Here is a 23,490-nt window from a genome sequence, read left to right on the forward strand (position 1 = left end):
GCCAGGCTTGCTCCCGTTGGCCACTTTTAACCCTTACGGGTGACCAGATCCCTCAAAAGAGGACACGAATCAGCCATTCCGCGGCTGGCGCACTGCGCACACACCACTCTCCGGTGCCACCGGCGCCGCCCGGGCCCGGCCGCTCCCCGCGCTCCCGGCGACCCGCTGTCGGACCCCGCCGTTACGGTGACCCCATGGCAACACGTAAAGCGTCGGGCAAGGAGCGTCCCTCCTACCGCTGTACCGAATGCGGCTGGACCACCGCGAAGTGGCTCGGCCGCTGCCCCGAGTGCCAGGCATGGGGCACGGTCGAGGAGTTCGGCGGCGCCCCGGCGGTGCGCACCACCGCGCCCGGCCGGGTCACCACGGCCGCCGTGCCCATCGGCGAGGTCGACGGCCGGCAGGCCACCGCCCGCTCCACGGGCGTGGACGAGCTGGACCGCGTCCTGGGCGGCGGGCTGGTCCCGGGCGCCGTGGTGCTGCTGGCCGGCGAGCCCGGCGTCGGCAAGTCCACCCTGCTGCTGGACGTCGCCGCCAAGGCCGCCTCCGACGCCCACCGCACGCTGTATGTCACGGGCGAGGAGTCCGCGAGCCAGGTGCGGCTGCGCGCCGACCGCATCGGCGCGCTCGACGACCATCTGTATCTGGCGGCCGAAACCGATCTGTCCGCGGTGCTCGGCCATCTGGACACGGTCAAGCCGTCGCTGCTGGTCCTGGACTCGGTGCAGACCGTCGCCTCCCCCGAGATCGACGGGGCGCCCGGCGGCATGGCCCAGGTCCGCGAGGTGGCCGGCGCCCTGATCCGCGCCTCCAAGGAACGCGGCATGTCCACCCTCCTGGTGGGCCATGTCACCAAGGACGGCGCCATCGCCGGCCCCCGCCTGCTGGAGCATCTCGTCGATGTCGTCCTGCAGTTCGAGGGCGACCGGCACGCCCGGCTGCGCCTGGTCCGCGGCGTGAAGAACCGCTACGGCACCACCGACGAGGTCGGCTGCTTCGAGCTGCACGACGAGGGGATCACCGGCCTCGCCGACCCCTCGGGCCTGTTCCTGACCCGCCGCGCCGAGCCGGTGCCCGGCACCTGCCTGACGGTGACGCTGGAGGGCCGCCGCCCGCTGGTCGCCGAGGTCCAGGCGCTGACCGTCGACTCCCAGATCCCCTCCCCCCGGCGCACCACCTCCGGCCTGGAGACCTCCCGGGTCTCGATGATGCTCGCCGTCCTGGAGCAGCGCGGCCGGATCAGCGCCCTGGGCAAGCGCGACATCTACAGCGCGACGGTGGGCGGGGTGAAGCTGACCGAGCCCGCCGCGGACCTCGCCGTGGCCCTCGCCCTGGCCAGCGCCGCCAGTGACACCCCGCTGCCGAAGAACCTCGTGGCCATCGGCGAGGTCGGCCTCGCGGGCGAGGTCCGCAGGGTCACCGGCGTCCAGCGCCGGCTGTCCGAGGCGGCCCGGCTCGGCTTCACCCACGCCCTGGTCCCCAGCGACCCCGGCAAGATCCCCGACGGCATGCGGGTGCTGGAGGTGGCCGACGTCGGGGAGGCGCTGAGCGTGCTGCCCAAGCGGGTACGCCGGGAGGCCCCGCAGGAAGAGGGCGCACGCCGGTAGACTTTGCCCTGGTCTCGCCCGTCGCCGCAGAATTCCGGTCGGCCGCGTACGCTCCGCTGGTACGTCGATCACAGCACGGTCCGGGCGGCCTGCGGACCGACAGACCTTGCGACGGAGGAGTGCAGTGGCAGCCAACGACCGGGCATCGACTCCCGGCAGGGCCGGTGGCAGTGCCGGCACCGAGGCCCTGATGCGCGCCTCGCTGAGCGCCGTCGCGCCCGGCCGGCCCCTGCGCGACGGCCTGGAGCGCATCCTCCGCGGCAATACGGGCGGACTGATCGTGCTGGGCTTCGACAAGACCGTCGAATCCATGTGTACCGGCGGTTTCGTGCTGGATGTCGAGTTCACCGCCACGCGGCTGCGCGAGCTGTGCAAGCTCGACGGCGCGCTGGTCCTCGACAAGGACATCACCAAGATCCTGCGGGCCGGCGTGCAGCTGGTCCCGGACGCCTCCATCCCGACGGAGGAGACCGGCACCCGCCACCGCACCGCCCAGCGCGTCTCGATCCAGGCCGGCTTCCCGGTCGTCTCGGTCAGCCAGTCGATGCGGCTGATCGCCCTCTACGTGGACGGCGAACGCCGCGTCCTGGAGGAGTCGGCCGCGATCCTCTCCCGCGCCAACCAGGCGCTGGCCACCCTGGAGCGCTACAAGCTCCGGCTGGACGAGGTCGCCGGCACCCTCTCCGCCCTGGAGATCGAGGACTTGGTCACGGTCCGCGATGTGTCCGCGGTCGCCCAGCGCCTGGAGATGGTCCGCCGGATCGCCACCGAGATCGCCGAGTACGTCGTCGAGCTGGGCACCGACGGCCGGCTGCTCGCCCTCCAGCTGGAGGAACTGATCGCCGGCGTGGAGCCGGAGCGGGAGCTGGTCGTGCGCGACTACGTCCCCGAGCCGACCGCCAAGCGCGCGCGCACGGTGGCCGTGGCGCTCGCCGAGCTGGACGCGCTCAGCCACACCGAACTCCTCGAACTGGCCACCGTGGCCCGCGCGCTGGGCTACAGCGGCTCCCCCGAGACGCTGGACTCCGCGGTCTCGCCGCGCGGCTTCCGCCTGCTGGCGAAGGTCCCCCGGCTGCCTGGCACGGTCATCGAGCGCCTCGTCGACCACTTCGGCGGCCTGCAGAAGCTCCTCGCGGCCAGCGTCGACGACCTCCAGACCGTGGACGGCGTCGGAGAGGCCCGCGCCCGCTCGGTCCGCGAGGGCCTGTCCCGCCTGGCCGAGTCGTCGATCCTGGAGCGGTACGTCTAGATCGGGTCCGCAAGGTCCCGACCGGCTCGTGGCGACCACGAGCCGGCCGCGGCGGTCGACCGCTAAGGGGTCTCCCCCAGCAGCGCCGCCTCCTTCTCCGGGGGCAGGCCGATCGCCGGCAGGTCCGTGCGCCGGGGCGCGGTGCCGCCGAGGGAGCGCAGCCAGTCCCAGGTGTCGGCGACCGTCTCGGCGACGGGGCGGCAGCGCAGCCCGGTCGCCAGCGCCCTGGACACATCGGCGCCGTAGAGCGTGTCCTGCAGTTCGCCCGGCGGCAGCCAGGCCGGCAGCTCGATCCAGGGCTCGATGCCGGCGGCGAGGATGTCCTCGGGGGCGGTCCAGCGCAGCTCCGCGTCGGAGCCGGTGACCCGTGCGCAGCTCTCCAGCAGCTCGCCCATCGTCGCGTGCCCGGGCTCGCTGACCATGTTGTACGCCCCGCCGAGCCCGGCCTCCAGGGCGTCGAGGGTCCACTCGGCGAGATCGCGGGCGTCGATGTACTGGAGCGCCGCCTCCCGCGGCCCCGGCGCGAGCACCGGGCCGCCGCGGGCGATCCGCCCCAGCCACCACGGCAGCCGCCCGACGTTCTCGTACGGCCCGAGGATCAGCCCGGCGCGGATCAGCAGCGCCCGGTCCCCGAAGGCCTCGGTCGCGGCGAGTTCGCCGCCCCGCTTGGCCGTCGCGTAGTCGTCGCTCGTCGTGTCGTCGGCGGATCCGGCGACCAGCGGCCCGTCCTCGTCCAGCCCGTACGGGGCCGGGAAGGTGTGCACGGAGCGGGTGGAGACATAGGCGTAGCGCCCGGTGCGCCCGGCCAGCAGCCGCGCGGCGTCCCGTACGGCCGAGGGGGCCTTGCTCCAGGTGTCGACGACGGCGTCCCAGGTGCCGTGCTCCAGGGCGGCGAGCCCGGCCGCGGTGGCGCGGTCGCCGTGCAGGGCCGTCACGCCCGGCGGCGGTGCGTGGTTCCCGCGGTGGAAGACCGTCACCTGCCAGCCCCGCGCCAGCGCCGCCTCGGCGACCGCCCGGCCGACGAACTCCGTACCGCCCAGTATCAGTAGCTTCATGAGGCGACTGTGCCGGACGCCGGCGGCAGGGGGCCAGGGGCGCACGCTCGTAGCGGAATCACCCTGGGCGAAACAAGCGGAGGGCGGGCTCCCGGATCATTCCGGCGGGCCCGCCCGTACCTGCGGCCGTCCGATCCGTGGCGGCCGTTTGTGCCGTGCCGTCCGTCCGACTGTCGGCTCTGGCCGTCAGCCCTTGGCCAGCACGAACGACGTATGGACCTTGTCCAGCCCCGGGACCTCGGCCTCGATCCGGTAGGTGCCGGACGGCACGGTGGCCGAACTCGGCGTCGCGCACTGCGGACCACTGGCCCGCCGGTCCCAGACGACGGTGCGCCGCACCTCGCCCTTGGCGGGCACCTTCAGCAGCGCGGGCGCGGTGCCCGACGGGCAGTCGTTCGAGGCCCACACGCGGTCGTCGCCCGCGCTGTCGGTGATGGTGAGCACCGCGGCCTTCTGGCCGAGATCCACCTTGCAGGCCGCACCGGCGGCGTTCTTGACCGTCAGCTCGAACTTCGGCTTGGTGCCCGGCGCGTAGGAGTGCTTAACGCTGCGCAGGACCAACTCGGCCTTGTCGGACACGCAGTTGGGGAGGGAGGTGCCGGCGTCGACGACATGCGCGTCGGAGCCCTGGCCGATCGGCCCGCCGCCGGAGCCGCCGGAGCCACCGGAGCCCGGGCCGTCGCCGGAGGCGTTGTCGTCGCCGCCCGCCGAGCCGGAGCCGCCGGAGCCCGAGCCGCCGCCCCCCGACTCCCCGCGTCCGCCCGGCTTTTCGCTGATCGCGGGGCCGCTGCCGGAGGGCCCGGGCGTGATGGACGTCGCGGGCCCGTGCCCCTGCGACCCCTTGCCCTCGTCGTCGCTACCGCCGCCGCCCCGGCCCAAGTTGAGCGCCCACACCACCAGTAGGGCGAGCAGGACGACGATGGCCAGCGCAACGGCCCTCCGCCGCCAGTAGATGGAGGAGGGAAGCGGCCCGATCGGATTGCGCAGTGATCCCACGCGGAAACTCTACGGGGGATCGGCAGCCGCACCGGCCAGTACCCGCCGCATCCGGTGCAACTTTTCCCATCATCGGTCCGGAGACGGCGCCCAGGCCGCGTTTGCCTCCCCAGGGGGGTGCGATGTCCCGTCGGGGCCGGGCCCGTACGGGAGTTGATCATGCAGGGTGGGATGCGGGGGCTGCCTCGGACGAAATCCGGCCCGGCGGCGCGGGACACCCGGCCGCACCCCCGCGCCCCCGGCCGCACCCCCGCGCCCCGTCCGCACGCTCACGTCCGGCCGCACGCCCGCATCCGGCCACACACTCGCGCCCCGCACGCCCCGCACGCCCCGGGGGCCCCGGCCTCACCCCCGCGACCACTCCTCCTTGTGCCCGAAGCCCTGCCCGTTGTCGATCAGCCGCAGCCAGTCGGGGCGCAGCTCCCACAGCGAGGTCCGCTCCAGGGCGCCGCGCAGCCGCTCGCTCCCGGCGACGAACGGGAAGCGCGCGAGGTAGACCTGCCAGCCCGCGGCCCGCTCGGCACCCGCCAGGACCCGGCAGCGGCCCCGGCCCTGAAGCCCGGTCAGCCCGCTCCACTCCTGGCCGTCCCGCTGCGCCGTGAACGCGGCCCGGCCGCCGGAGCCGGCCAGCGCCCGGCCGTGGCGCGTGCCGGTCGCGGTGACGAAATAGAGCACCGGCCCGGCGCCGGCCGCCCCGCCGCCCGCCGCATCGGTCGCGTCGGCCGCGTAGAGCACCGCGCAGGCCTGCGGCCCGTCCTCGTCCGCGTAGGCCAGCGTCATCGTGGTGTGCGCGCCGAGGGCCCGCCGGATCGCCTCCGGGCAGGCCGACCCGCCCGTGCCGTTCGTGATTTCCGCACCGGTCTTTTCCGCCATGCCCGCATCCTCGCCCGGCGGGAGCGGCCGGCGCGCGCCGGGCCCCCGTCCCGGGCGCAGCACCGGATACCGCATACCGCTGGTAACCGCCACCCGTGCGCCCCCGGCCGTCCTGCGCGCGGGTGGACGCGCGGCGGGGCGGGCCCGGCGCGTTTCCCGGGCGCCCCTCGGCGTGCCAGGATCGGCAGTGCCATGACTTCGACGCCTGTCACCACCACTGCCACGACCGCCGCCGCCGAGACCGCCCCCGCCGCCGACGCGGCCGCGGGAGCCGCCGACGGGACCGCGCTGCACGGCCCGGTCACCGACTGGTTCGACGAGCACGCCCGCGATCTGCCCTGGCGCCGCCCCGAGGCGGGCGCCTGGGGTGTGATGGTGAGCGAGTTCATGCTGCAGCAGACCCCGGTCAGCAGAGTGCTGCCGGTCTACGAGCAGTGGCTGGCCCGCTGGCCGCGCCCCGCCGACCTGGCCGCCGAGGCGCCCGGTGAAGCGGTACGCGCCTGGGGCCGCCTCGGCTATCCGCGCCGCGCCCTGCGTCTGCACGCCGCCGCCTCCGCGATACAGGAGCGGCACGGCGGGGACGTGCCGCGCGAGCACGCCCAGCTGCTGGCGCTGCCCGGCGTCGGCGAGTACACCGCCGCGGCGGTCGCCTCGTTCGCCTACGGGCAGCGGCACGCGGTGCTGGACACCAATGTGCGCCGGGTGTTCGCCCGCGCGGTGGCCGGCCGCCAGTTCCCGCCGAACGCCACCACCGCGGCGGAGCGCAAGCTCGCCCGCGCGCTGCTGCCCGAGGACGAGCAGCTGGCGGCGCGCTGGGCGGCGGCCACGATGGAGCTGGGTGCGCTGTTGTGCACGGCGCGCTCGCCGGAGTGCGGCCGCTGCCCGATCGCCGCGCAGTGCGCCTGGCGGCAGGCCGGGTCCCCGGCCCACGACGGTCCGCCGCGGCGCATCCAGACGTACGCCGGTACCGACCGGCAGGTGCGCGGCAAGCTGCTCGCCGTGCTGCGCGAGGCGGTCGCACCGGTGCCGCAGCAGGTGCTGGACGCGGTGTGGGACGAGCCGGTGCAGCGGGCCCGGGCACTCGACGGGCTGGTCTCGGACGGTCTGGTGGAGCCGCTCGGCGGCGGCCGCTACCGGCTGCCGATGACGTAGCCCGGCGGTCACCGTTCAGTAGGTAACAGGGGCGCGGCCGCTTCGGCGGCCGCGTCTCGCGTTTCCGGGCAACCGAATCTGATCGCACCTCATCTTTCAGGGTGCAATGCCCGGATCTTTCCGGGCACGATGACCGGAAAGTGCCGCGATGTGCCCTGAAGGCGACCCTCTCGCGGGCCGGTTGCCGCGTCGTGAGGGCCCCTAGACCTTCCGGCGGGGGCGCTTCTCCCCCCGGAGGATGACCCCCGGGAGCCCGCCGTCCGTCCGAGGTATGACCCCCGGTGGGCTGTTACACAACCGAGGGTTTTCCGTGCATCCGCTGTGGTGCCGACGCACACTACGCCGCAACACCCCCTCCGTAGCGTCTCCCTCGTGCTGGAGATGACCGCCAGCACGGTCAACGTGGGGAATCGAAAGCGGATCGGAGGCGTCGATATGGCGACCAGCGGCGGCAAGGTACTGGACTTCGAAGAGTACGTGCGGACGCGGCAGGAGGCACTGCTGCGGAGCGCCCGGCGCCTGGTACCCGACCCGGTCGACGCCCAGGACCTGCTGCAGACGGCACTGGTCCGCACCTACGGCCGCTGGGACGGCATCGCGGACAAGTCGCTGGCCGACGCCTACCTCCGCCGCGTCATGATCAACACGCGGACCGAGTGGTGGCGGGCGCGCAAGCTGGAGGAGGTGCCCACCGAGCAGCTCCCGGACGCGAGCGTGGACGACGGCACCGAGCAGCGCGCCGACCGCGCCCTGCTGATGGACATCCTCGGGGTGCTCGCGCCCAAGCAGCGCAGCGTCGTCGTACTGCGCCACTGGGAGCAGATGAGCACGGAGGAGACCGCGGCGGCGCTCGGCATGTCCACGGGTACCGTGAAGAGCACCCTGCACCGCGCCCTCGCGCGGCTGCGCCAGGAACTGCAGATGCGTGACATCGACGCCCGGATGCTGGAGCGCGGCGAGCGGGGGCGGGGGCAGGAGCGGTGCGCGGCCTGACCGGCGGCGCACGGCCCGTGACGCACCGCACCGCGCGGCGCACACGCAGCATCACGGCATTATCGAATAAAGCGGACACATCGGCGGGTGCCTCACGGCTCACGGCTGTACGCGCGACAATCACATCAGGAACAGCAGCGGGAACAGCAGCTGTGCGAGCAGCACGGTGAGCGGGAGCGGATTGTCCAGGAACAGGTTGACCAGAACGGGGTTGACCAGAGGCGGCGCGGCCACGGCGGGGGTGGCCGCCGTCGGCCTTTTGCTGGCCGGATGCAACCCCGGCGGCGAGGGCGTGCGCAGCGAGGGGTCGGCCGGCGCCACCCCCGCGCCCAAGGGTGCGGTGAACACCACCCCCACCCCGACCTCGACCCCCAAGGGCAAGAAGGTCAACGCGGTCCAGCTGCTGCGGGGCGATCCCAGGGTCGGCGCCTATGTGAAGCAGAGCCTCCACAAGCCGTGCGCCGCCGACGCCTACCCGGTCGAGGTGACGTATGCGTCCCTGACCGGCAGCTCCTCCCCCGATATCATCGTCAACGTCATGACCTGCGCGGACTCCGTCGGCATCGGCTCCTACGTCTACCGCCGGCGTGACGGCGCCAAGGGCGGGTACGACGAGGTGTACGCCAATGAGCAGCCCTCGGTGTACGCCGGGCTCAACAAGGGCGAGCTGGAGGTCTCACGGCAGACCTACACCGCCGGTGACAAGGTGTGCTGCCCTTCCGGGGAGGACGTGACCAGCTACCGCTGGAAGAACGGCCGCTTCACCAAGCACACCAGCTCGCACACGGACTACAACAAGGCGACGCCGGACGCCGGCACGACATCGGAGGGTTGAGACCACCGCATGGCCGAGACGCACGTGCTGTTCGTCGAGGACGACGACGTCATCCGCGAAGCAACCCAGCTCGCACTGGAGCGGGACGGCTTCGCGGTCACCGCGATGCCCGACGGGCTCGCGGGCCTGGAGGCGTTCCGCGCCAACCGCCCCGACATCGCGCTGCTCGACGTGATGGTGCCGGGGCTGGACGGCGTCAGCCTGTGCCGGCGGATCCGCGACGAGTCGACGGTCCCGGTGATCATGCTGTCGGCACGCGCCGACTCCATCGATGTGGTGCTCGGCCTGGAGGCCGGCGCCGACGACTACGTCACCAAGCCGTTCGACGGCGCGGTGCTGGTCGCCCGGATCCGCGCCGTGCTGCGCCGCTTCGGCCACGCCAGCGGCCCGGACGGCGCCGCGGCCCTGCGCACGGAGGCGGACGACCCCGCCGAGACGCTGCTGCGCTTCGGCGATCTGGAGGTCGACACCGAGGGCATGGAGGTCCGCAAGGGCGGCGAGAACGTCGCGCTGACGCCGACCGAGATGCGGCTGCTGCTGGAGTTCTCGCACGCGCCGGGTACGGTCCTCTCGCGCGACCGGCTGCTGGAGCGGGTCTGGGACTACGGCTGGGGCGGGGACACTCGGGTCGTGGACGTCCATGTCCAGCGGTTGCGCGGCAAGATCGGCCAGGACCGGATCGAGACGGTCCGCGGCTTCGGATACAAGCTGAGAGGCTGACACCGCCGGTGGTCAGGCTGGCCCTGCGGACGGGGCTGAGATGGAAGCTCAGCGCCGCGATCGCGCTCGTGGGAGCGCTGGTCGCGATCGCGCTGAGCCTCGTCGTGCACAACGCCGCCCGGCACTCCATGCTCGACAGCAGCCGCGATGACCAGGTCGAGCTGCTCGACCTGACCCAGCGGATCTTCGAGTCGACCAACCGACTGCAGTTCGGCGCCAAGATCAACGATCCGGAGCTGCCCGAGCCGCTGCGGGACGAGGTCGCCAAGAACAAGCGCGCCACCTACCTCGACGACTCCGGGGACGCGGCCCCCGACGTGTGGGCCGCCGCCCCGCTCGGCAACGGCCGGGTGCTGTCCGTCCACAAGCGGTCCCCGGACCGCTTCACCGTCCTGGACGACCTGGACCAGGCGCTGGTCATCGGGTCGACCGCCGTCGTGGTCGGCGGCTGCGCGCTGGGCGTCCTCGTCGGCGGACGGCTCTCGCAGCGGCTGCGCAAGGCCGCCGCGGCCGCCGGCAAGCTCGCCGACGGCGACACCTCGGTCCGCATCCGCGACGAGGTCGGCAGCGGGCGGGTGCGCGACGAGACCGACGATCTGGCCTGGGCCGTCGACGCCATGTCGGACGCCCTCCAGGAGCGCATCGAGGCCGAGCGGCGGGTCACCGCCGATATCGCCCACGAGCTGCGCACCCCCGTCACCGGGCTGCTGACCGCGGCCGAGCTGCTGCCGCCCGGCCGCCCCTCCGAGCTGGTCCGCGACCGGGCGCAGGCGCTGCGCACCCTCGTCGAGGACGTCCTGGAGGTGGCTCGGCTGGACGGCCACGCGGAGCGCGCCGAACTCCAGGACGTGGTGCTCGGCGAGTTCGTCGCGCGCCGGGTGCACGCCCTCGACCGCGACATCGTCGTCGACATCGCGCGGGACGCCGAGGTCACCACCGACCCGCGCCGCCTGGAGCGGATCCTCGGCAATCTCATCGCCAACGCCGCCCGGCACGGCAGGCCGCCGATCGAGGTCACCGTCGAGGGCCGGGTGCTGCGGGTCCGCGACCACGGTGCGGGCTTCCCCGAGGCGCTGCTGCGGGAGGGCCCGAGCCGCTTCCGCACCGGCAGCAGCGACCGGGCCGGCCGCGGGCACGGCCTGGGCCTGACCATCGCGGCCGGCCAGGCCCGCGTCCTGGGCGCCCGCCTCACCTTCCGCAACGCCGACGCCCTCACCGACGGCTCGACCGGCGCCGTCGCCGTCCTCTGGCTCCCGGAGAACGCGCCCACCAATACGGGCAGCTTCCCGGTCATCCAGCTTCCCGACCGCTGACGGGGGCGGGGCAGCCCTCCGGGTGCCCTCACGCCCGGCGGCCCACGGCGTCCCGTGCCCTGCACGTCACAGCCCCCCGGAACCGGCACAGCGGCCCCCGGCAGTCTCCTGCCGGGGGCCGCTGTGGGCCGAGAACTGGGGCCGGATCAGACGGTCTCCGCCATCGCCATCCGGTCCACCGGAGCGTCCCCACCCTCCGGGCTCCCGGCAGTCGGGGTCGGGGCGCCGCGCAGCGGCACCTCCTTGAGGAACCACGCCGCGGCGAAGCCCACGACGCTGATCAGCGCGCCCCACAGGAAGACGTGGTGGGTGCCGGTCGCCACCGCGTGGTCGTACGCGTCCTTGATCGCCGGCGGGAGCTTGGCCAGCCCCTTCGGGTCCATCTGGGCCCCGCCGCCGGTCACCTTCGCACCGGCCGCGCCGATCCGCTCGGCCATCGTGGTCTGCACCTGGTGGGTGAAGATCGCGCCGAAGATCGCGACGCCGAAGGAGCCGCCGATCGTGCGGAAGAGGGTCGCCGAGGACGAGCCGACGCCCATGTCCTTCATCTCGACGCTGTTCTGCGCGATCAGCATCGTGGTCTGCATCAGGAAGCCCATACCGGCGCCGAGCACCGCCATGTAGACGCCCGACGTGAAGCGGGTGGTGCCGGTGTCCATCAGGGACAGCAGCGCCAGGCCCGCGGTGATCAGACCGCCGCCGACCACGACGAAGATCTTGTACTTGCCGGTCCGGGTGGTCACCCGCCCGGCGAACAGCGACACGGCCATCATCGCGAGCAGCATCGGCAGCAGCAGCAGACCGGAGTTGGTGGCCGAGGCGTTCTGCACGGTCTGCTGGAACAGCGGCAGGAACGTCATCGACCCGAACATCACGAAGCCGACCAGGAAGCCGATCAGGGTGACCAGCGCGAAGTTGCCGTTGCGGAAGATGTGCAGCGGCAGCACCGGCTCGCCGACCTTGCGCTCCACCAGCACGAAGAGCGCGAGCGCCACGACGCCGAGCGCCCCGAGCCCGATGATCTGGCCGGACAGCCAGTCGTACTCGGTGCCGCCCCAGGTGGTGATCAGCACCAGCGAGGTGATGCCCAGGGTGAGCAGCACGGCGCCGGCGTAGTCGATCCGGGTCTGCGACCGCTTCTTCGGCAGGTGCAGCACCGCGGTCACCATGATCAGCGCGATCGCGCCGAGCGGCAGGTTGATGTAGAAGCTCCAGCGCCAGCCGAGGTGGTCGGTGATGCTGCCGCCGACCAGCGGTCCGCCGATCATCGCGACGGCCATGACACCAGCCATCATGCCCTGGTACTTGCCGCGCTCCCGCGGCGGAATCAGATCGCCGATGATCGCCATGACGCCGACCATCAGACCGCCCGCGCCCAGCCCCTGCACGGCGCGGAAGCCGATCAGCTGCCCCATGTCCTGCGCCATGCCGGACAGCGCGGAGCCGATCAGGAAGAGCACGATGGACGACAGGAAGACGCCCTTGCGTCCGTACATGTCGCCGAGCTTGCCCCAGATCGGCGTCGAGGCCGCGGTCGCGAGCGTGTACGCGGTCACCACCCAGGACAGGTGGTCCATCCCGCCCAGTTCACCGACGATCGTCGGCATCGCGGTGCCGACGATCATGTTGTCCAGCATCGCCAGCAGCATCGCGATCATCAGCGCGAAGAGCACCACCCGCACGCTGGCCGGCTGCTTGTCCTGCTGTGCGGCGTCCGGTCTTGCCGTCGACGCCGATATCCGTCCGTCCCCCGTCGGGGTCGCAGAGCGCGACTTCCCCATTACTCACTCCCACTTACTTGCCGCCCGGCTAGTTCAGTACAGTGAAGAAGGTAGGCGACGAACTTGCCGGGCGTCAAGTAAGTTTCTCTCGGACCCGGCCGGGAAGCCCTCTGACCAGTACCGACGACGCAGGAGAACACCATGAGCACACAAGGGCGCAGGGGGAACACCCACCAGCGCATTCAGGACGTCGCTCTGGAGCTGTTCTCCGAACAGGGCTACGAGAAGACCTCGCTGCGCGAGATCGCGGAGAAGCTGGAGGTCACGAAGGCGGCGCTGTACTACCACTTCAAGACCAAGGAAGACATCGTCATCAGCCTGTTCCAGGACCTGACCAGGCCGATCGACGACCTGATCGCCTGGGCCGGGGAGCAGCCGCGCACCCTGGAGACCAAGCAGGAGGTCATCCGCCGCTACAGCGAGGCGCTGCGGTCGGCCGAGCCGCTCTTCCGTTTCATGCAGGAGAACCAGGCCGCGGTGCGCGAGCTGAGCATCGGCGAGCGCTTCAAGGAGCGGATGCTGACGCTCTGCGACCTCCTGAAGGAGCCCGACTCGCAGCTGGCGGATCAGGTGCGCTGCGTCACGGCGCTGTTCTCGATGCACGCGGGCATGTTCGCGATGCAGCACGTGGAGGGCGACCCCGAGGAGAAGCGCAAGGCCATCCTCGAGGTCGCCACAGAACTGGTCACGGCGGCAAACCCGCCGAGCCGCCGGCCAGCCCGGCCGGACTCAGCTCAGACGGCGTCGCCGTGAGCCCGCAGGAATCCGGTCGGCTCGATGCCCGTCCCGTAGTCGGGACCGGTGCGGACCTCGAAGTGCAGGTGGGGACCGGTGGAGTTACCCGTGCTGCCGGACAGACCGATGTTCTGGCCGGTGCCGACCTGCTGGCCGACCTGCACCTGTATCTGTGACAGGTGGGCGTACTGGGTGTACGTGCCGTTCTCGTGCTGGATCACGATGGCGTTGCCGTAGGCCGGGCCGTCGCCGCCGCCATTGGGGCCGGCCTTGACGACGGTGCCCTTGTGGACCGCCTTGACCTGGGTGCCGGTCGGCACGACGAAGTCCTGACCACTGTGCTTGTGCGACCAGTGGCTGCCGGCGATGCCGAAGGGCTCGCCCAGGGTGTACTTGTCGACCGGCTTGACCCAGGCGTCGGCCTTCTTGGCCGCGTCCTTCTTCGCCTTGGCCGCGGCGGCCTTGGTGTCGGCGGCGGACTTGGCCTGCGCGTCGGCCTGCGCGGTGACGGTCGAACCGACGCCCGAGGTGAGGTGCTGCAGACCCGCGTCGGCGGCGGTGGCGATACCGGCACCGAGTGCGGCGGTCACACCGACACCGGCGGCCACGACGGCGACGCGATTGCGGAGCGCGAACTTCTTCGAATTGCGGAGAGCGGTGAACTTGGACATGCGGGTTTTCCCTCCAGAGAATTTGATTGGCTTCCCGGCTGCGGACCGGGATTGCCATTCCTTGGTAACCCGCCTGCGCCGCCCCGCCAAGGGGCCTTTCTACTAACCGGGCCCGTACCGAAGGCCGGTCGAATCCCGCTCTTGACCCCGCGCCCGAACACCGCACGAAACCACCAAATTAGGACATCTCGGATACGGCCGAGGCCTCACACGACCCGTCTGAGCTGGCCCTTTACCCCTTCATTGCACGGGCGACCCCCAACCCCACCCCCACCTCGCCCTCCCCTCGCACCCGCGCCCGCCGAACCCCCCGAAGCACCGCCCCCGGCATCCCCTAATACTTTTAGTAGGGCCCACATCGCCTGTGCGCCATGTCACCGATAGGCAAGATCAAATGCCTTTCGGCTGTGACCTGGGCTACTCGAAATGCTGTGACGCGGGTTACTCGCGACCCGCCGGAAAGCAATTCACCCGGCAATACGGAGACGAATTCCGTGACCGGCGCCACAGCTTTCCGCCCCGCGCCGCCGCACCCCGCACCGGCACCTGGCCGAACCCCGCCCCGCCGCCCCCGCGGCCGCCCTAGCCTGACCGGACGGGAGACAGCACCGGCCACGGACGACAGCACCGGCCACGGGGGAGGGCGGACCGCACGATGGACCCGTCAGCACTGGGTGTCCGACTCGCCTCCGGCGTGGTCGCACCCCTCGTCAGGAAGCTCTTCGTCAAGGAGGGGCCGGGCGCCGGCCTGGTGGCGAAGCCGGTCCGGATCTCCGGGCTGGTCAGCTTCACCGGCGAGCGGCGCACCCTCTCCGACCAGGACCTGCACAGGATCGCGGCCGAGCTGGTGGCCCGGGCCGTCCGCGCCGCCGGGCCCGGCGAGCGCCCCGTGGCCGCGGACGAGGAGCAGGCGGTGGCCGAGGCCCTGGCCACCACGCTGCGCGGCCTCGGCACCCTCGACATGGACGACGTCCAGGCCGTCCGCCTGGGCGCCACCGCCCTCGCCGAGCGCCTGGAGGCGGCGAGCCCGCAGGCCGTCCGCGGCCTCTCCCGGGACGGCGCGCTGCTGCACGGCACCCTGCTCGGCACGGCCTGCCTGCACATCGTGCACTTCTTCACCCAGCGGTCGGCCTTCGTGGCCCGCACCCTGGTCGAGCAGAGCAGAAGCCTGGACAGCCTGATCACGCTCATCGACGAGTTCCTCGCCCGGCACCCGTCCCCGCGGTCCGCGGACGCCGCCTTCGAGCGCGGCTACCTGACCTACGTCGCCCGCAAGCACGGCCGCCTCACCATCTACGGCATCGACCTCGCCCACTCACCGGACCGCTGGCCGCTCGACGCGGCGTATCTGAGCCTGGAGGCGACCGCGCCCCCGGCCTCCGAGGCACCCCGAGGCACCCCCTGGGGCGAGGAGTACGGCCCCCGCACCGGCCCGGCCGCCCCGCTCCCCGTCCCCGCCGACCAGGCCCTGGCCGGGCGCGACCGGGTCCTGCTGCGCGGCGTCGCCGGCTCCGGCAAGAGCACCCTCGTCCAGTGGCTGGCCGTCTCCTGCACCAAGGCTCCCGGCGCGGCGGCCCCGGCCCACCTCTGCGGCCGCGTCCCGTTCGTCCTGCCCCTGCGCACCCTCACCCGTGAGGGCGCGGCCCTGCCCGCCCCCGGCCGCTTCCTCGAAGCCGTCGGCTGCCCGGTCGCCGGATCGCAGCCGGCCGGCTGGGCGGACCGCGTACTGGCCTCCGGCCGGGCGCTCCTGCTGGTCGACGGCGTGGACGAGATCCCCGAGCGGGAGCGCGAGCTGACCCGCCGCTGGCTGCGCGACCTGCTCGACGCCTTCCCGGGCAACCTGTGGATGGTCACCTCCCGCCCCTCCGCCGTACGCGACGACTGGCTCGCCTCCGACGGCTTCGGCGAGCTGACGCTCTCCCCCATGAGCCGCACCGAGGTCGCCGCCTTCATCGGCCGCTGGCACGCCGCGGCCCGCTGCGACGCCGACGACCCCGAGCGCCTCGACGCCTACGAGCAGTCCCTGCTCTCCGCCGTCCACACCAAGCAGGACCTCGCCCGGCTCGCCACCAACCCCCTCATGTGCGGCCTGATCTGCGCCCTGCACCGCGACCGCCGCGGCTATCTGCCCACCGGCCGCAAGGAGCTGTACGACGCGGCCCTGGGCATGCTGCTCTCCCGCCGCGACCGGGAACGCGACATGGGCGCCCCCACGGGCATCGAGCTGAGCGACGAGCCGCAGATCCAGCTCCTCCAGCGGCTCGCCTACTGGCTGATCCGCAACGGCCGTACCGAACTCGACCGGGAGCGGGCGGAGCGGATCGTCGGCGAGGCGCTGCCGGCCGTGCCCACCGCGGCCGCCCAGGGCGACGCGGCGGCGGTTTTCCGCCATCTGCTGCTGCGCAGCGGTCTGCTCCGCGAACCGGCCCCCGGCTCGGTCGACTTCGTCCACCGGACCTTCCAGGACTACCTCGGCGCCAAGGCCGCCGTCGAGGACGGGGACATCGGGCTGCTGGTGGCCCACGCCGGGGACTCCCAGTGGGAGGACGTGATCCGGATGGCGGTGGCCCACGCGCGCCCGCGCGAACGGGCGCAGATCCTCGGCGAATTGCTGGCCGCGGGCGACCGCCTGACCGATGACGCCGCCCGCCTGCGCATCCATCTGCTCGCGATGGCCTGCCTGGAGCACGCCACGGAGCTGAACCCGCAGGTACGCGAGGAGGTGCACACCCGCGCCCGGGCGATCCTGCCGCCCCGCACCCGCGAGGAGTCCCGGCTGCTCGCCGCGGTGGGCCCCCTGGTCCTGGAACTCCTACCGGGCCCGGAGGGCCTGGCGGACGACGAGGCCCAAGAGGTCGTGGCCACGGCCGCCCTCATCGGCTCGGACGCGGCACTGGAGGTCATGAAAGGGTTCCGTCACCAACATTCCGCTAGTGCCGACCATCAACTCGCCCTCTCATGGTCGCTCTTCGATACGGACCGGTACGCCCGAGAGTTCATTCAGCACCTGCGCAGCAGCGTCTTCGTCCCCGCCGCCTCCCGTTCCGAGCTGCACGCGCTCAAGGCGCTCGGCGGCCGCCCCCGTATCACCGTTCAGGGTCCCTTCACCGCTCGTGAACTCCTGGACGGATTGGTGCCGGAGCTGGTCAAAGGCCTGAGCCTCGATGAGAACCCTGAGATCAGCGACCTCGAATTCCTCCAGGAGTTCCCGGCTCTGGAGTGGCTGTCGCTCTGGGACTGTCCCGCGGTCGAAAGCGTCGCGCCCCTGAGAGACCTTCCCCTTCGCTCGCTCGGCATCACCGGACCACTCGGCAAGATTCAGCCGACTCCGGGCGGGCTCTCTCGCCTGCACCACATAAGTCGACTGGTGCTCAACACTCAGCTCCCACCCCGTGGCTTGGCCGCGCTCCCTGCCGACGCACGGTTACTACACCTGACTCTCAGTCAACCGCTGGGCGACGCATTCGCCGGCCTGGCCCGCTGGCCCGGCTTGCGCAGCATTCAGCTGCGGTGCCTCACCGATGGCTTCGGCGAACAGCAGTGGGGCGAACTGACCACCCTCGCCTCGCTGGAAATGCTTGGCTTCGGCCTTGATGACGGAGCCATTCTGCACATGCCTGCCGGCCTCCAACTCCCCCAGGTGAGAAGCCTCAACATCATCAACACTGCGCGCCGTCCCGCGCCCTACTTCTCCCACCTATTGGCCACGGCGCTTCCGGCATTCCCCGAAGTGCAGAAACTCCAGCTCATCGGTCTGATCGACACCACCGTCGACCTGGCTCCGCTGACGCTTCTGCCCCGGCTCCAAGAGGTGCACCTCTCCAGCCTCCGGCCCCTGCCCGGAACCCCTCTCCCTCCCCACCTCGAAGTCACCCACCACCCCCGCCCCCGCCCCTAGACAGCCCGCCGCGCACACGAAAACCGCCCCGGGCCCGTCAGAGACGGTTCCGGGGCGGTTCCCGTGCGAGAGGTGCGCGCGGCGCGCGGTTACGCGTCCTTGCTCAGGTTGGGGCCCGAGCCTCCGGTCGCGGACTCGATCGGCGGGGCGTCCGGCAGCGCGGACTTCTCCTCGCCGCGGAAGGTGAACTTGGCGGCTTCACCCTCGCCCTCGACGTCGACGACCACGATGTGGCCGGGACGCAGCTCGCTGAAGAGGATCTTCTCCGAGAGGGCGTCCTCGATCTCGCGCTGGATCGTGCGGCGCAGCGGACGGGCGCCGAGCACCGGGTCGTACCCGCGCTTGGCCAGCAGCGACTTGGCCTCGCCGCTGAGCTCGATGCCCATGTCGCGGTCCTTGAGCCGCTCGTCCACCTTGGCGATCATGAGGTCGACGATCTGGATGATGTCTTCCTCGGTCAGCTGGTGGAAGACGACCGTGTCGTCCACACGGTTGAGGAACTCGGGGCGGAAGTGCTGCTTGAGCTCTTCGTTGACCTTGTTCTTCATCCGCTCGTAGCTGGACTTGGTGTCGCCCTGGGCCGCGAAGCCGAGGTTGAAGCCCTTGGAGATGTCCCGGGTGCCGAGGTTGGTCGTCATGATGATGACCGTGTTCTTGAAGTCCACGACCCGGCCCTGGGAGTCGGTCAGGCGACCGTCCTCCAGGATCTGCAGCAGCGAGTTGAAGATGTCCGGGTGGGCCTTCTCGACCTCGTCGAAGAGCACGACGGAGAACGGCTTGCGGCGCACCTTCTCGGTGAGCTGGCCGCCCTCTTCGTAGCCGACGTAGCCGGGAGGCGAACCGAACAGCCGCGAGACCGTGTGCTTCTCGCTGAACTCCGACATGTCGAGGGAGATCAGCGCGTCCTCGTCGCCGAAGAGGAACTCCGCCAGCGTCTTGGACAGCTCGGTCTTACCGACACCGGACGGACCGGCGAAGATGAACGAGCCGCCGGGACGCTTGGGGTCCTTCAGGCCGGCACGGGTACGGCGGATGGCCTGGGAGAGCGCCTTGATGGCGTCCTTCTGGCCGATGACGCGCTTGTGCAGCTCGTCTTCCATCCGCAGCAGCCGGGAGGACTCCTCCTCGGTGAGCTTGAAGACCGGGATGCCGGTGGCCGTCGCCAGCACCTCGGCGATCAGCTCCTCGTCCACCTCGGCGACGACGTCCATGTCGCCGGCCTTCCACTCCTTCTCCCGCTTCGCCTTCGCGGCCAGGAGCTGCTTCTCCTTGTCGCGCAGGCCCGCGGCCATCTCGAAGTCCTGCGAGTCGATCGCGGACTCCTTCTCCCGGCGCACATCGGCGATCTTCTCGTCGAATTCGCGGAGGTCCGGCGGCGCGGTCATCCGGCGGATGCGCATCCGGGAGCCGGCCTCGTCGATCAGGTCGATCGCCTTGTCCGGCAGGAAGCGGTCGGAGATGTAGCGGTCGGCGAGCGTCGCGGCGGCGACCAGCGCGGAGTCCGTGATGGAGACGCGGTGGTGCGCTTCGTAGCGGTCGCGCAGACCCTTGAGGATCTCGATGGTGTGCGGCAGCGACGGCTCCGCGACCTGGATCGGCTGGAAGCGGCGCTCCAGGGCCGCGTCCTTCTCCAGGTGCTTGCGGTACTCGTCGAGCGTGGTGGCACCGATGGTCTGCAGCTCGCCTCGCGCCAGCATGGGCTTGAGGATGCTCGCGGCGTCGATCGCGCCCTCGGCGGCGCCCGCACCCACCAGGGTGTGGAGCTCGTCGATGAACAGGATGATGTCGCCGCGGGTGCGGATCTCCTTGAGGACCTTCTTCAGGCGCTCCTCGAAGTCACCGCGGTAGCGGGAGCCGGCGACCAGGGCACCGAGGTCGAGGGTGTAGAGGTGCTTGTCCTTGAGGGTCTCGGGCACCTCGCCCTTGACGATGGCCTGCGCCAGGCCCTCGACGACCGCCGTCTTGCCGACGCCGGGCTCGCCGATGAGGACCGGGTTGTTCTTGGTACGGCGGGACAGCACCTGCATGACCCGCTCGATTTCCTTCTCGCGCCCGATGACCGGGTCGAGCTTGGTCTCGCGAGCGGCCTGCGTCAGGTTGCGGCCGAACTGGTCCAGGACGAGGGAAGTCGAGGGCGTGCCCTCGGCGGGGCCGCCGGCGGTGGCGGCCTCCTTGCCCTGGTAGCCGGAGAGCAGCTGGATGACCTGCTGCCGCACCCGGTTCAGATCGGCGCCCAGCTTCACCAGGACCTGGGCGGCGACGCCCTCGCCCTCGCGGATCAGGCCGAGCAGGATGTGCTCCGTACCGATGTAATTGTGGCCGAGCTGGAGGGCCTCGCGGAGCGAAAGCTCCAGGACCTTCTTGGCACGGGGGGTGAAGGGAATATGCCCGGACGGGGCCTGCTGGCCCTGCCCGATGATCTCCTCCACCTGCTGGCGGACCGCCTCGAGCGAAATCCCGAGGCTCTCCAGGGCCTTAGCGGCGACACCCTCACCCTCATGGATCAGGCCCAGGAGAATGTGCTCGGTGCCGATGTAGTTGTGGTTGAGCATCCGGGCTTCTTCCTGAGCCAGGACGACAACCCGCCGCGCGCGGTCGGTGAACCTCTCGAACATCGTTAATCGCTCCTCAGAGCGGTCAGGCAGTTAGGGGTCGGTCCCCTCCCTGTCCTTCCGCATGCTAGTCCCGCGGGGCGGGACAGCTCATTCCAACTGCCGACACCCGTCCGGATCACCCCCGCTCCGGCGGGGAAATTTACTGCCGAACAGCTGACATCTGCTCCAACTCGATGGTGCGAGACGATGTTCCCGCAGGCCAGGCATATACGCCCTCTGCCACTACGCCCGTGGCGAACGCGCCGGGTGCCGACACGCCGTCCGCCGTCGGCCACCGGCCGGGGCGAATCGCCTCGGGCGCCGGTCACACGGTCTCTTCCCATTGAGACTGTCTTACCCGCTGCCACTGACACTCCATGCGGCGCGGGCCGCTTCCATCCGCTACGGGCGAACATCCGCACGCCACCGCATGCCCCTTCACCCGCCGCACGGGGAAACGGAACGTATCCATACCTCTACACAGCGTAACTTCCTGGCATTCCGGCAGTTGCACCGGGCATGGCCCGCGTGCTTCCGCGCCCCCGCAGCCCCCTCGCCGCCGTCCGACGGTGGTACGAGGAGGAAATGGGCTGGCCGACCACCGGAGGGGAACCGGTGGAACTGCTGGCGGGGCTGCGCTTCGATCTCCTGGAGATGCCCGCCGATGCGGGGTACGCCGTACTCCGCCGGCTGCCCTGCACCGGCCCGGTGGCACTGCTTCGGACCGGACGCGACGGAAATCGGCCGGGTAATCGGCCGAAATTGCTCATCTTCATCGCAGCCGGCGGCGCCGAGGAACTCCCGGGAATCCTGGAATGGCTGGAGTGGGGCGCGCTCGCGCCCGATCTCACGGCGCGTGGGACCGGAGACCGGATGCCCGCACCCGCGTTCCCCACCGGTCCAGCACCGTCATACGGATTCGGTGCGAGGGAGGCCGCGGGGTGGGTGCGACCTCCCCGACCCGGGTACGAGGCGGAGAATTCCCTGCCCACCACGGGGCCGGGAGCAGGAATCAGGGACGTCGGAGGCGCCCCCGACCTCGTACGGCTCGTGAGCGCGGCGGCCACCGAGTGCCACCGTGCCCGGTTGTTGCGTGCTGGTAATGCCCAAACGGACCGCGCGAGAGGCGATCAGCCGTTGGCCTTCTCGAATGCCTCGCGAATGTCGGCGGGGACCCGGCCGCGGTCATTGACGTTGTAGCCGTTCTCCTTCGCCCACGCGCGGATCTTCGCGGTGTCCTGGCTGCCGCCGGAAGCCGCCGCACGGGACTTGCCACGACCGGAAGAAGCGCGGCCACCGGTACGGCGACCCGCCTTCACGAAGTCGGCAAGCGACTCGCGAAGCTTCGCGGCGTTGCTGTCGGAGAGGTCGATCTCGTAGGACTTGCCGTCGAGAGCGAACGTCACCGTCTCGTCCGCCTCGCCACCGTTGAGGTCGTCGACAAGAAGAACCTGAACCTTCTGTGCCACCGGTTTCCCTTTCATCGAATGCGGATTACGACGGAAAGCAAACCGCTTTTCCGGGAAAAACACAAACCCTTGGGTAGGGTTCACTTGCCCGCAGACCGGGGAACGCATGCTTCCGTACCCATGAGATAGGGGAGCGATTCGGACATAGAACACTCCTCACAGGTGCAGAAGCATCCGGCTGTTACCCAGGGTGTTCGGCTTCACTCGTTCGAGGCCCAGGAACTCCGCAACGCCCTCGTCATAGGAACGCAGCAGCTCACTGTAGACATCACCGTCTACCGGGGCATCGCCGATCTCCACGAAGCCGTGCTTGGTGAAGAAGTCGACTTCGAAGGTGAGACAGAAAATGCGCCGCACTCCCAGCCAGCTCGCGGTGCGCACCAGCTTGTCCAGGACCTGATGGCCGACTCCCGACCCCTTGAGGCGCGGATCCACGGCCAGTGTGCGGACCTCGGCCAGGTCTTCCCACATGACGTGGAGTGCTCCGCAGCCCACGACCTCGGCGTCTTCGTCGCGCTCGGCGACCCAGAACTCCTGGATGTCCTCGTAAAGCGTGACGGTGGCTTTGTCGAGCAGGATCCCGTCACGTGAGTAGGCGTCGATGAGGTGGCGTACGGCCGGAACATCGCTGGTCCTGGCGCGGCGCACGGTGAGGCCTTTTGAATGCGGAGGCATGCGGGGACGCTATCGCCCCTTGCCGGTGGCGTTCGCCCCGGGTTCATCCCCTTCGGCGGGTCCGGCTTCCCCGGCCGTGCGCGGGGCGGCTTGTGCCCGGTCTTCTTCCGTCGGCGCGGCCTCTTGTACCTGTTGTGCCTGGTGTTCCGCGCCGTCCGCCGGTTCGCCGACTTCCACCATCCGCACGGCGTCGCGCAAGGCCTGTCGCTGTTCCGGCGACATCATGCCGAAGAAGGCCACCAGGGCGGCCGCGGGGTTGTCACTGGCGGACCATGCCTCGTTCATCAGTGCGGCCGCGTAGGCGGCGCGAGTGGAGACCGCCTCATATCGATAGGCGCGGCCTTCGGCTTCGCGGCGCACCCAGCCCTTCTGGTGGAGGTTGTCCAATACGGTCATGACCGTGGTGTAGGCGATCGATCGTTCCTTCTGCAGATCTTCCAGGACTTCTCGAACGGTGACCGGGCGGTTCCACTCCCAGACCCGCGTCATGACCGCGTCTTCCAGATCACCCAAGCGTCTCGGCACACAAGAACAATAGTGGGAGATGTCGTGAATGCCCGTTGATCTCGTGGCGTTTGTGCCGGAAAAAGGACGTACGACCCGGGACGGTGTTTCCCGGGTCGTACCGTGCGTGCGGGCCGCCGAAAGGCGGCGGGAGGTCAGGCGCCCTGGCCGCGGGGCTCCTGGGCGGCGGACTCGGCGCGGGCCAGCACGGCGTCCACGGCGGCGTCCTCCTTGGACTTGTTCGCCCCGCCCTGGCTCTTGACCATGGTCACGATCAGAGCGGTGAAGGCCACGGCCATCACCACGGGCGGGAGCAGCGCTGCGACGTAATCCATGCCGTTCGGCCTCCTTCAGGAATGTGACCCTTCGA

The 23,490-nt window shown here is 71.1% G+C and carries 21 protein-coding genes; 10 read left to right on the forward strand and 11 right to left on the reverse strand.

Annotated elements, in window-relative coordinates; genetic code table 11:
• The first annotated feature begins 194 nt into the window (after positions 1-194).
• On the forward strand, positions 195-1,607 hold the full coding sequence (radA, locus tag IEY78_RS21105; protein ID WP_189100585.1) for a DNA repair protein RadA: 1,413 nt from the start codon (positions 195-197) through the stop codon (positions 1,605-1,607).
• Positions 1,608-1,731: 124 nt separating this feature from the next.
• A complete protein-coding gene (gene disA / locus IEY78_RS21110) occupies positions 1,732-2,856 on the forward strand; it encodes a DNA integrity scanning diadenylate cyclase DisA (RefSeq protein ID WP_189100588.1) in 1,125 nt (374 codons plus the stop codon).
• A gap of 62 nt (positions 2,857-2,918) precedes the next feature.
• On the opposite strand, the gene IEY78_RS21115 is transcribed toward disA, so the two are convergent.
• The 3 genes from IEY78_RS21115 to IEY78_RS21125 all read right to left on the reverse strand — a co-directional run bounded on the left by IEY78_RS21115 (position 2,919) and on the right by IEY78_RS21125 (position 5,780).
• Complete coding sequence (locus tag IEY78_RS21115) at positions 2,919-3,911, reverse strand: NAD-dependent epimerase/dehydratase family protein (RefSeq protein WP_189100589.1); 993 nt, start codon at positions 3,909-3,911, stop codon at positions 2,919-2,921.
• Positions 3,912-4,097: 186 nt separating this feature from the next.
• Entirely contained in the window at positions 4,098-4,907 is an 810-nt protein-coding gene (locus IEY78_RS21120) for a hypothetical protein (protein WP_189100591.1), read from the reverse strand.
• Between the two features lie 345 nt (positions 4,908-5,252).
• Entirely contained in the window at positions 5,253-5,780 is a 528-nt protein-coding gene (locus tag IEY78_RS21125) for a pyridoxamine 5'-phosphate oxidase family protein (RefSeq protein ID WP_189100593.1), read from the reverse strand.
• Between the two features lie 192 nt (positions 5,781-5,972).
• Between IEY78_RS21125 and IEY78_RS21130 the strand changes: the two genes are divergently transcribed.
• Positions 5,973-6,932, forward strand: coding sequence for an iron-sulfur binding domain-containing protein (locus IEY78_RS21130; protein ID WP_229700088.1), 960 nt, complete (start codon positions 5,973-5,975; stop codon positions 6,930-6,932).
• A 381-nt stretch (positions 6,933-7,313) separates the two neighbouring features.
• Complete coding sequence (locus tag IEY78_RS21135) at positions 7,314-7,925, forward strand: SigE family RNA polymerase sigma factor (RefSeq protein ID WP_372509225.1); 612 nt, start codon at positions 7,314-7,316, stop codon at positions 7,923-7,925.
• Between the two features lie 120 nt (positions 7,926-8,045).
• On the opposite strand, the gene IEY78_RS21140 is transcribed toward IEY78_RS21135, so the two are convergent.
• Positions 8,046-8,273, reverse strand: coding sequence for a hypothetical protein (locus IEY78_RS21140; protein ID WP_189100756.1), 228 nt, complete (start codon positions 8,271-8,273; stop codon positions 8,046-8,048).
• Here IEY78_RS21140 and IEY78_RS21145 point away from each other — a divergent pair.
• Genes IEY78_RS21145 through cseC form a run of 3 tightly spaced genes read left to right on the forward strand, consistent with a single transcriptional unit; the run spans position 8,266 to position 10,793 of the window.
• Positions 8,266-8,760 carry a hypothetical protein gene (locus tag IEY78_RS21145; protein ID WP_229700089.1) on the forward strand — a complete coding sequence of 165 codons (495 nt, stop codon included), beginning with the start codon at positions 8,266-8,268 and terminating at the stop codon, positions 8,758-8,760. The genes IEY78_RS21140 and IEY78_RS21145 overlap by 8 nt on opposite strands.
• Before the next feature lie 9 nt (positions 8,761-8,769).
• A complete protein-coding gene (cseB, locus tag IEY78_RS21150; RefSeq protein ID WP_189100596.1) occupies positions 8,770-9,480 on the forward strand; it encodes a two-component system response regulator CseB in 711 nt (236 codons plus the stop codon).
• Positions 9,481-9,488: 8 nt separating this feature from the next.
• Positions 9,489-10,793: a two-component system sensor histidine kinase CseC gene (gene cseC, locus IEY78_RS21155; protein WP_189100597.1), complete on the forward strand. Its 1,305-nt coding sequence runs from the start codon at positions 9,489-9,491 to the stop codon at positions 10,791-10,793.
• A 146-nt stretch (positions 10,794-10,939) separates the two neighbouring features.
• On the opposite strand, the gene IEY78_RS21160 is transcribed toward cseC, so the two are convergent.
• Entirely contained in the window at positions 10,940-12,574 is a 1,635-nt protein-coding gene (locus tag IEY78_RS21160) for an MDR family MFS transporter (RefSeq protein WP_189100598.1), read from the reverse strand.
• A gap of 141 nt (positions 12,575-12,715) precedes the next feature.
• Between IEY78_RS21160 and IEY78_RS21165 the strand changes: the two genes are divergently transcribed.
• Complete coding sequence (locus IEY78_RS21165; RefSeq protein WP_189100599.1) at positions 12,716-13,327, forward strand: TetR/AcrR family transcriptional regulator; 612 nt, start codon at positions 12,716-12,718, stop codon at positions 13,325-13,327.
• Here IEY78_RS21165 and IEY78_RS21170 read toward each other — a convergent pair.
• The gene (locus tag IEY78_RS21170; protein WP_189100600.1) at positions 13,309-13,980 is read right to left on the reverse strand and encodes a M23 family metallopeptidase; all 672 of its coding nucleotides are present in this window, start codon (positions 13,978-13,980) and stop codon (positions 13,309-13,311) included. The genes IEY78_RS21165 and IEY78_RS21170 overlap by 19 nt on opposite strands.
• A gap of 655 nt (positions 13,981-14,635) precedes the next feature.
• On the opposite strand from IEY78_RS21170, the gene IEY78_RS21175 reads away from it, so the two are divergent.
• Positions 14,636-17,878 carry an NACHT domain-containing protein gene (locus IEY78_RS21175; RefSeq protein ID WP_189100602.1) on the forward strand — a complete coding sequence of 1,081 codons (3,243 nt, stop codon included), beginning with the start codon at positions 14,636-14,638 and terminating at the stop codon, positions 17,876-17,878.
• Between the two features lie 89 nt (positions 17,879-17,967).
• On the opposite strand, the gene IEY78_RS21180 is transcribed toward IEY78_RS21175, so the two are convergent.
• Positions 17,968-20,493, reverse strand: a complete 2,526-nt coding sequence (locus IEY78_RS21180) for an ATP-dependent Clp protease ATP-binding subunit (protein ID WP_129294908.1) — start codon at positions 20,491-20,493, stop codon at positions 17,968-17,970.
• A 498-nt stretch (positions 20,494-20,991) separates the two neighbouring features.
• Between IEY78_RS21180 and IEY78_RS34570 the strand changes: the two genes are divergently transcribed.
• Positions 20,992-21,672: an SCO3374 family protein gene (locus IEY78_RS34570; RefSeq protein ID WP_444544921.1), complete on the forward strand. Its 681-nt coding sequence runs from the start codon at positions 20,992-20,994 to the stop codon at positions 21,670-21,672.
• Here the strand turns inward: IEY78_RS34570 and IEY78_RS21185 are convergent.
• The 4 genes from IEY78_RS21185 to IEY78_RS21200 form a co-directional block, all read right to left on the reverse strand.
• A complete protein-coding gene (locus tag IEY78_RS21185; protein WP_189100739.1) occupies positions 21,603-21,941 on the reverse strand; it encodes a histone-like nucleoid-structuring protein Lsr2 in 339 nt (112 codons plus the stop codon). The two genes, IEY78_RS34570 and IEY78_RS21185, sit on opposite strands and share 70 nt — an antisense overlap.
• 156 nt (positions 21,942-22,097) lie before the next feature.
• Complete coding sequence (locus IEY78_RS21190) at positions 22,098-22,616, reverse strand: amino-acid N-acetyltransferase (RefSeq protein ID WP_189100604.1); 519 nt, start codon at positions 22,614-22,616, stop codon at positions 22,098-22,100.
• Positions 22,617-22,625: 9 nt separating this feature from the next.
• A complete protein-coding gene (locus IEY78_RS21195; RefSeq protein ID WP_229700101.1) occupies positions 22,626-23,105 on the reverse strand; it encodes a BlaI/MecI/CopY family transcriptional regulator in 480 nt (159 codons plus the stop codon).
• Positions 23,106-23,275: 170 nt separating this feature from the next.
• Complete coding sequence (locus tag IEY78_RS21200; RefSeq protein ID WP_189100607.1) at positions 23,276-23,455, reverse strand: hypothetical protein; 180 nt, start codon at positions 23,453-23,455, stop codon at positions 23,276-23,278.
• Positions 23,456-23,490: the final 35 nt, after the last annotated feature.

Source organism: Streptomyces kronopolitis (assembly GCF_014646275.1).
GTDB classification, from domain to species: Bacteria; Actinomycetota; Actinomycetes; order Streptomycetales; family Streptomycetaceae; genus Streptomyces; species Streptomyces kronopolitis.

What these genes read in the sequence shown, in the direction of transcription:
- IEY78_RS21115 (WP_189100589.1), bottom strand. Translation starts at nt 3,911, where the DNA reads ATGAAGCTACTGATACTGGGCGGTACGGAGTTCGTCGGCCGGGCGGTC.
- cseB (WP_189100596.1), top strand. Translation starts at nt 8,770, where the DNA reads ATGGCCGAGACGCACGTGCTGTTCGTCGAGGACGACGACGTCATCCGC.
- IEY78_RS21180 (WP_129294908.1), bottom strand. Translation starts at nt 20,493, where the DNA reads ATGTTCGAGAGGTTCACCGACCGCGCGCGGCGGGTTGTCGTCCTGGCT.
- IEY78_RS21160 (WP_189100598.1), bottom strand. Translation starts at nt 12,574, where the DNA reads ATGGGGAAGTCGCGCTCTGCGACCCCGACGGGGGACGGACGGATATCG.
- IEY78_RS21165 (WP_189100599.1), top strand. Translation starts at nt 12,716, where the DNA reads ATGAGCACACAAGGGCGCAGGGGGAACACCCACCAGCGCATTCAGGAC.
- IEY78_RS21175 (WP_189100602.1), top strand. Translation starts at nt 14,636, where the DNA reads ATGGACCCGTCAGCACTGGGTGTCCGACTCGCCTCCGGCGTGGTCGCA.
- IEY78_RS21200 (WP_189100607.1), bottom strand. Translation starts at nt 23,455, where the DNA reads ATGGATTACGTCGCAGCGCTGCTCCCGCCCGTGGTGATGGCCGTGGCC.
- radA (WP_189100585.1), top strand. Translation starts at nt 195, where the DNA reads ATGGCAACACGTAAAGCGTCGGGCAAGGAGCGTCCCTCCTACCGCTGT.
- IEY78_RS21190 (WP_189100604.1), bottom strand. Translation starts at nt 22,616, where the DNA reads ATGCCTCCGCATTCAAAAGGCCTCACCGTGCGCCGCGCCAGGACCAGC.
- IEY78_RS21125 (WP_189100593.1), bottom strand. Translation starts at nt 5,780, where the DNA reads ATGGCGGAAAAGACCGGTGCGGAAATCACGAACGGCACGGGCGGGTCG.
- IEY78_RS34570 (WP_444544921.1), top strand. Translation starts at nt 20,992, where the DNA reads ATGGCCCGCGTGCTTCCGCGCCCCCGCAGCCCCCTCGCCGCCGTCCGA.
- IEY78_RS21195 (WP_229700101.1), bottom strand. Translation starts at nt 23,105, where the DNA reads ATGACGCGGGTCTGGGAGTGGAACCGCCCGGTCACCGTTCGAGAAGTC.
- IEY78_RS21130 (WP_229700088.1), top strand. Translation starts at nt 5,973, where the DNA reads ATGACTTCGACGCCTGTCACCACCACTGCCACGACCGCCGCCGCCGAG.
- IEY78_RS21135 (WP_372509225.1), top strand. Translation starts at nt 7,314, where the DNA reads ATGACCGCCAGCACGGTCAACGTGGGGAATCGAAAGCGGATCGGAGGC.
- IEY78_RS21170 (WP_189100600.1), bottom strand. Translation starts at nt 13,980, where the DNA reads ATGTCCAAGTTCACCGCTCTCCGCAATTCGAAGAAGTTCGCGCTCCGC.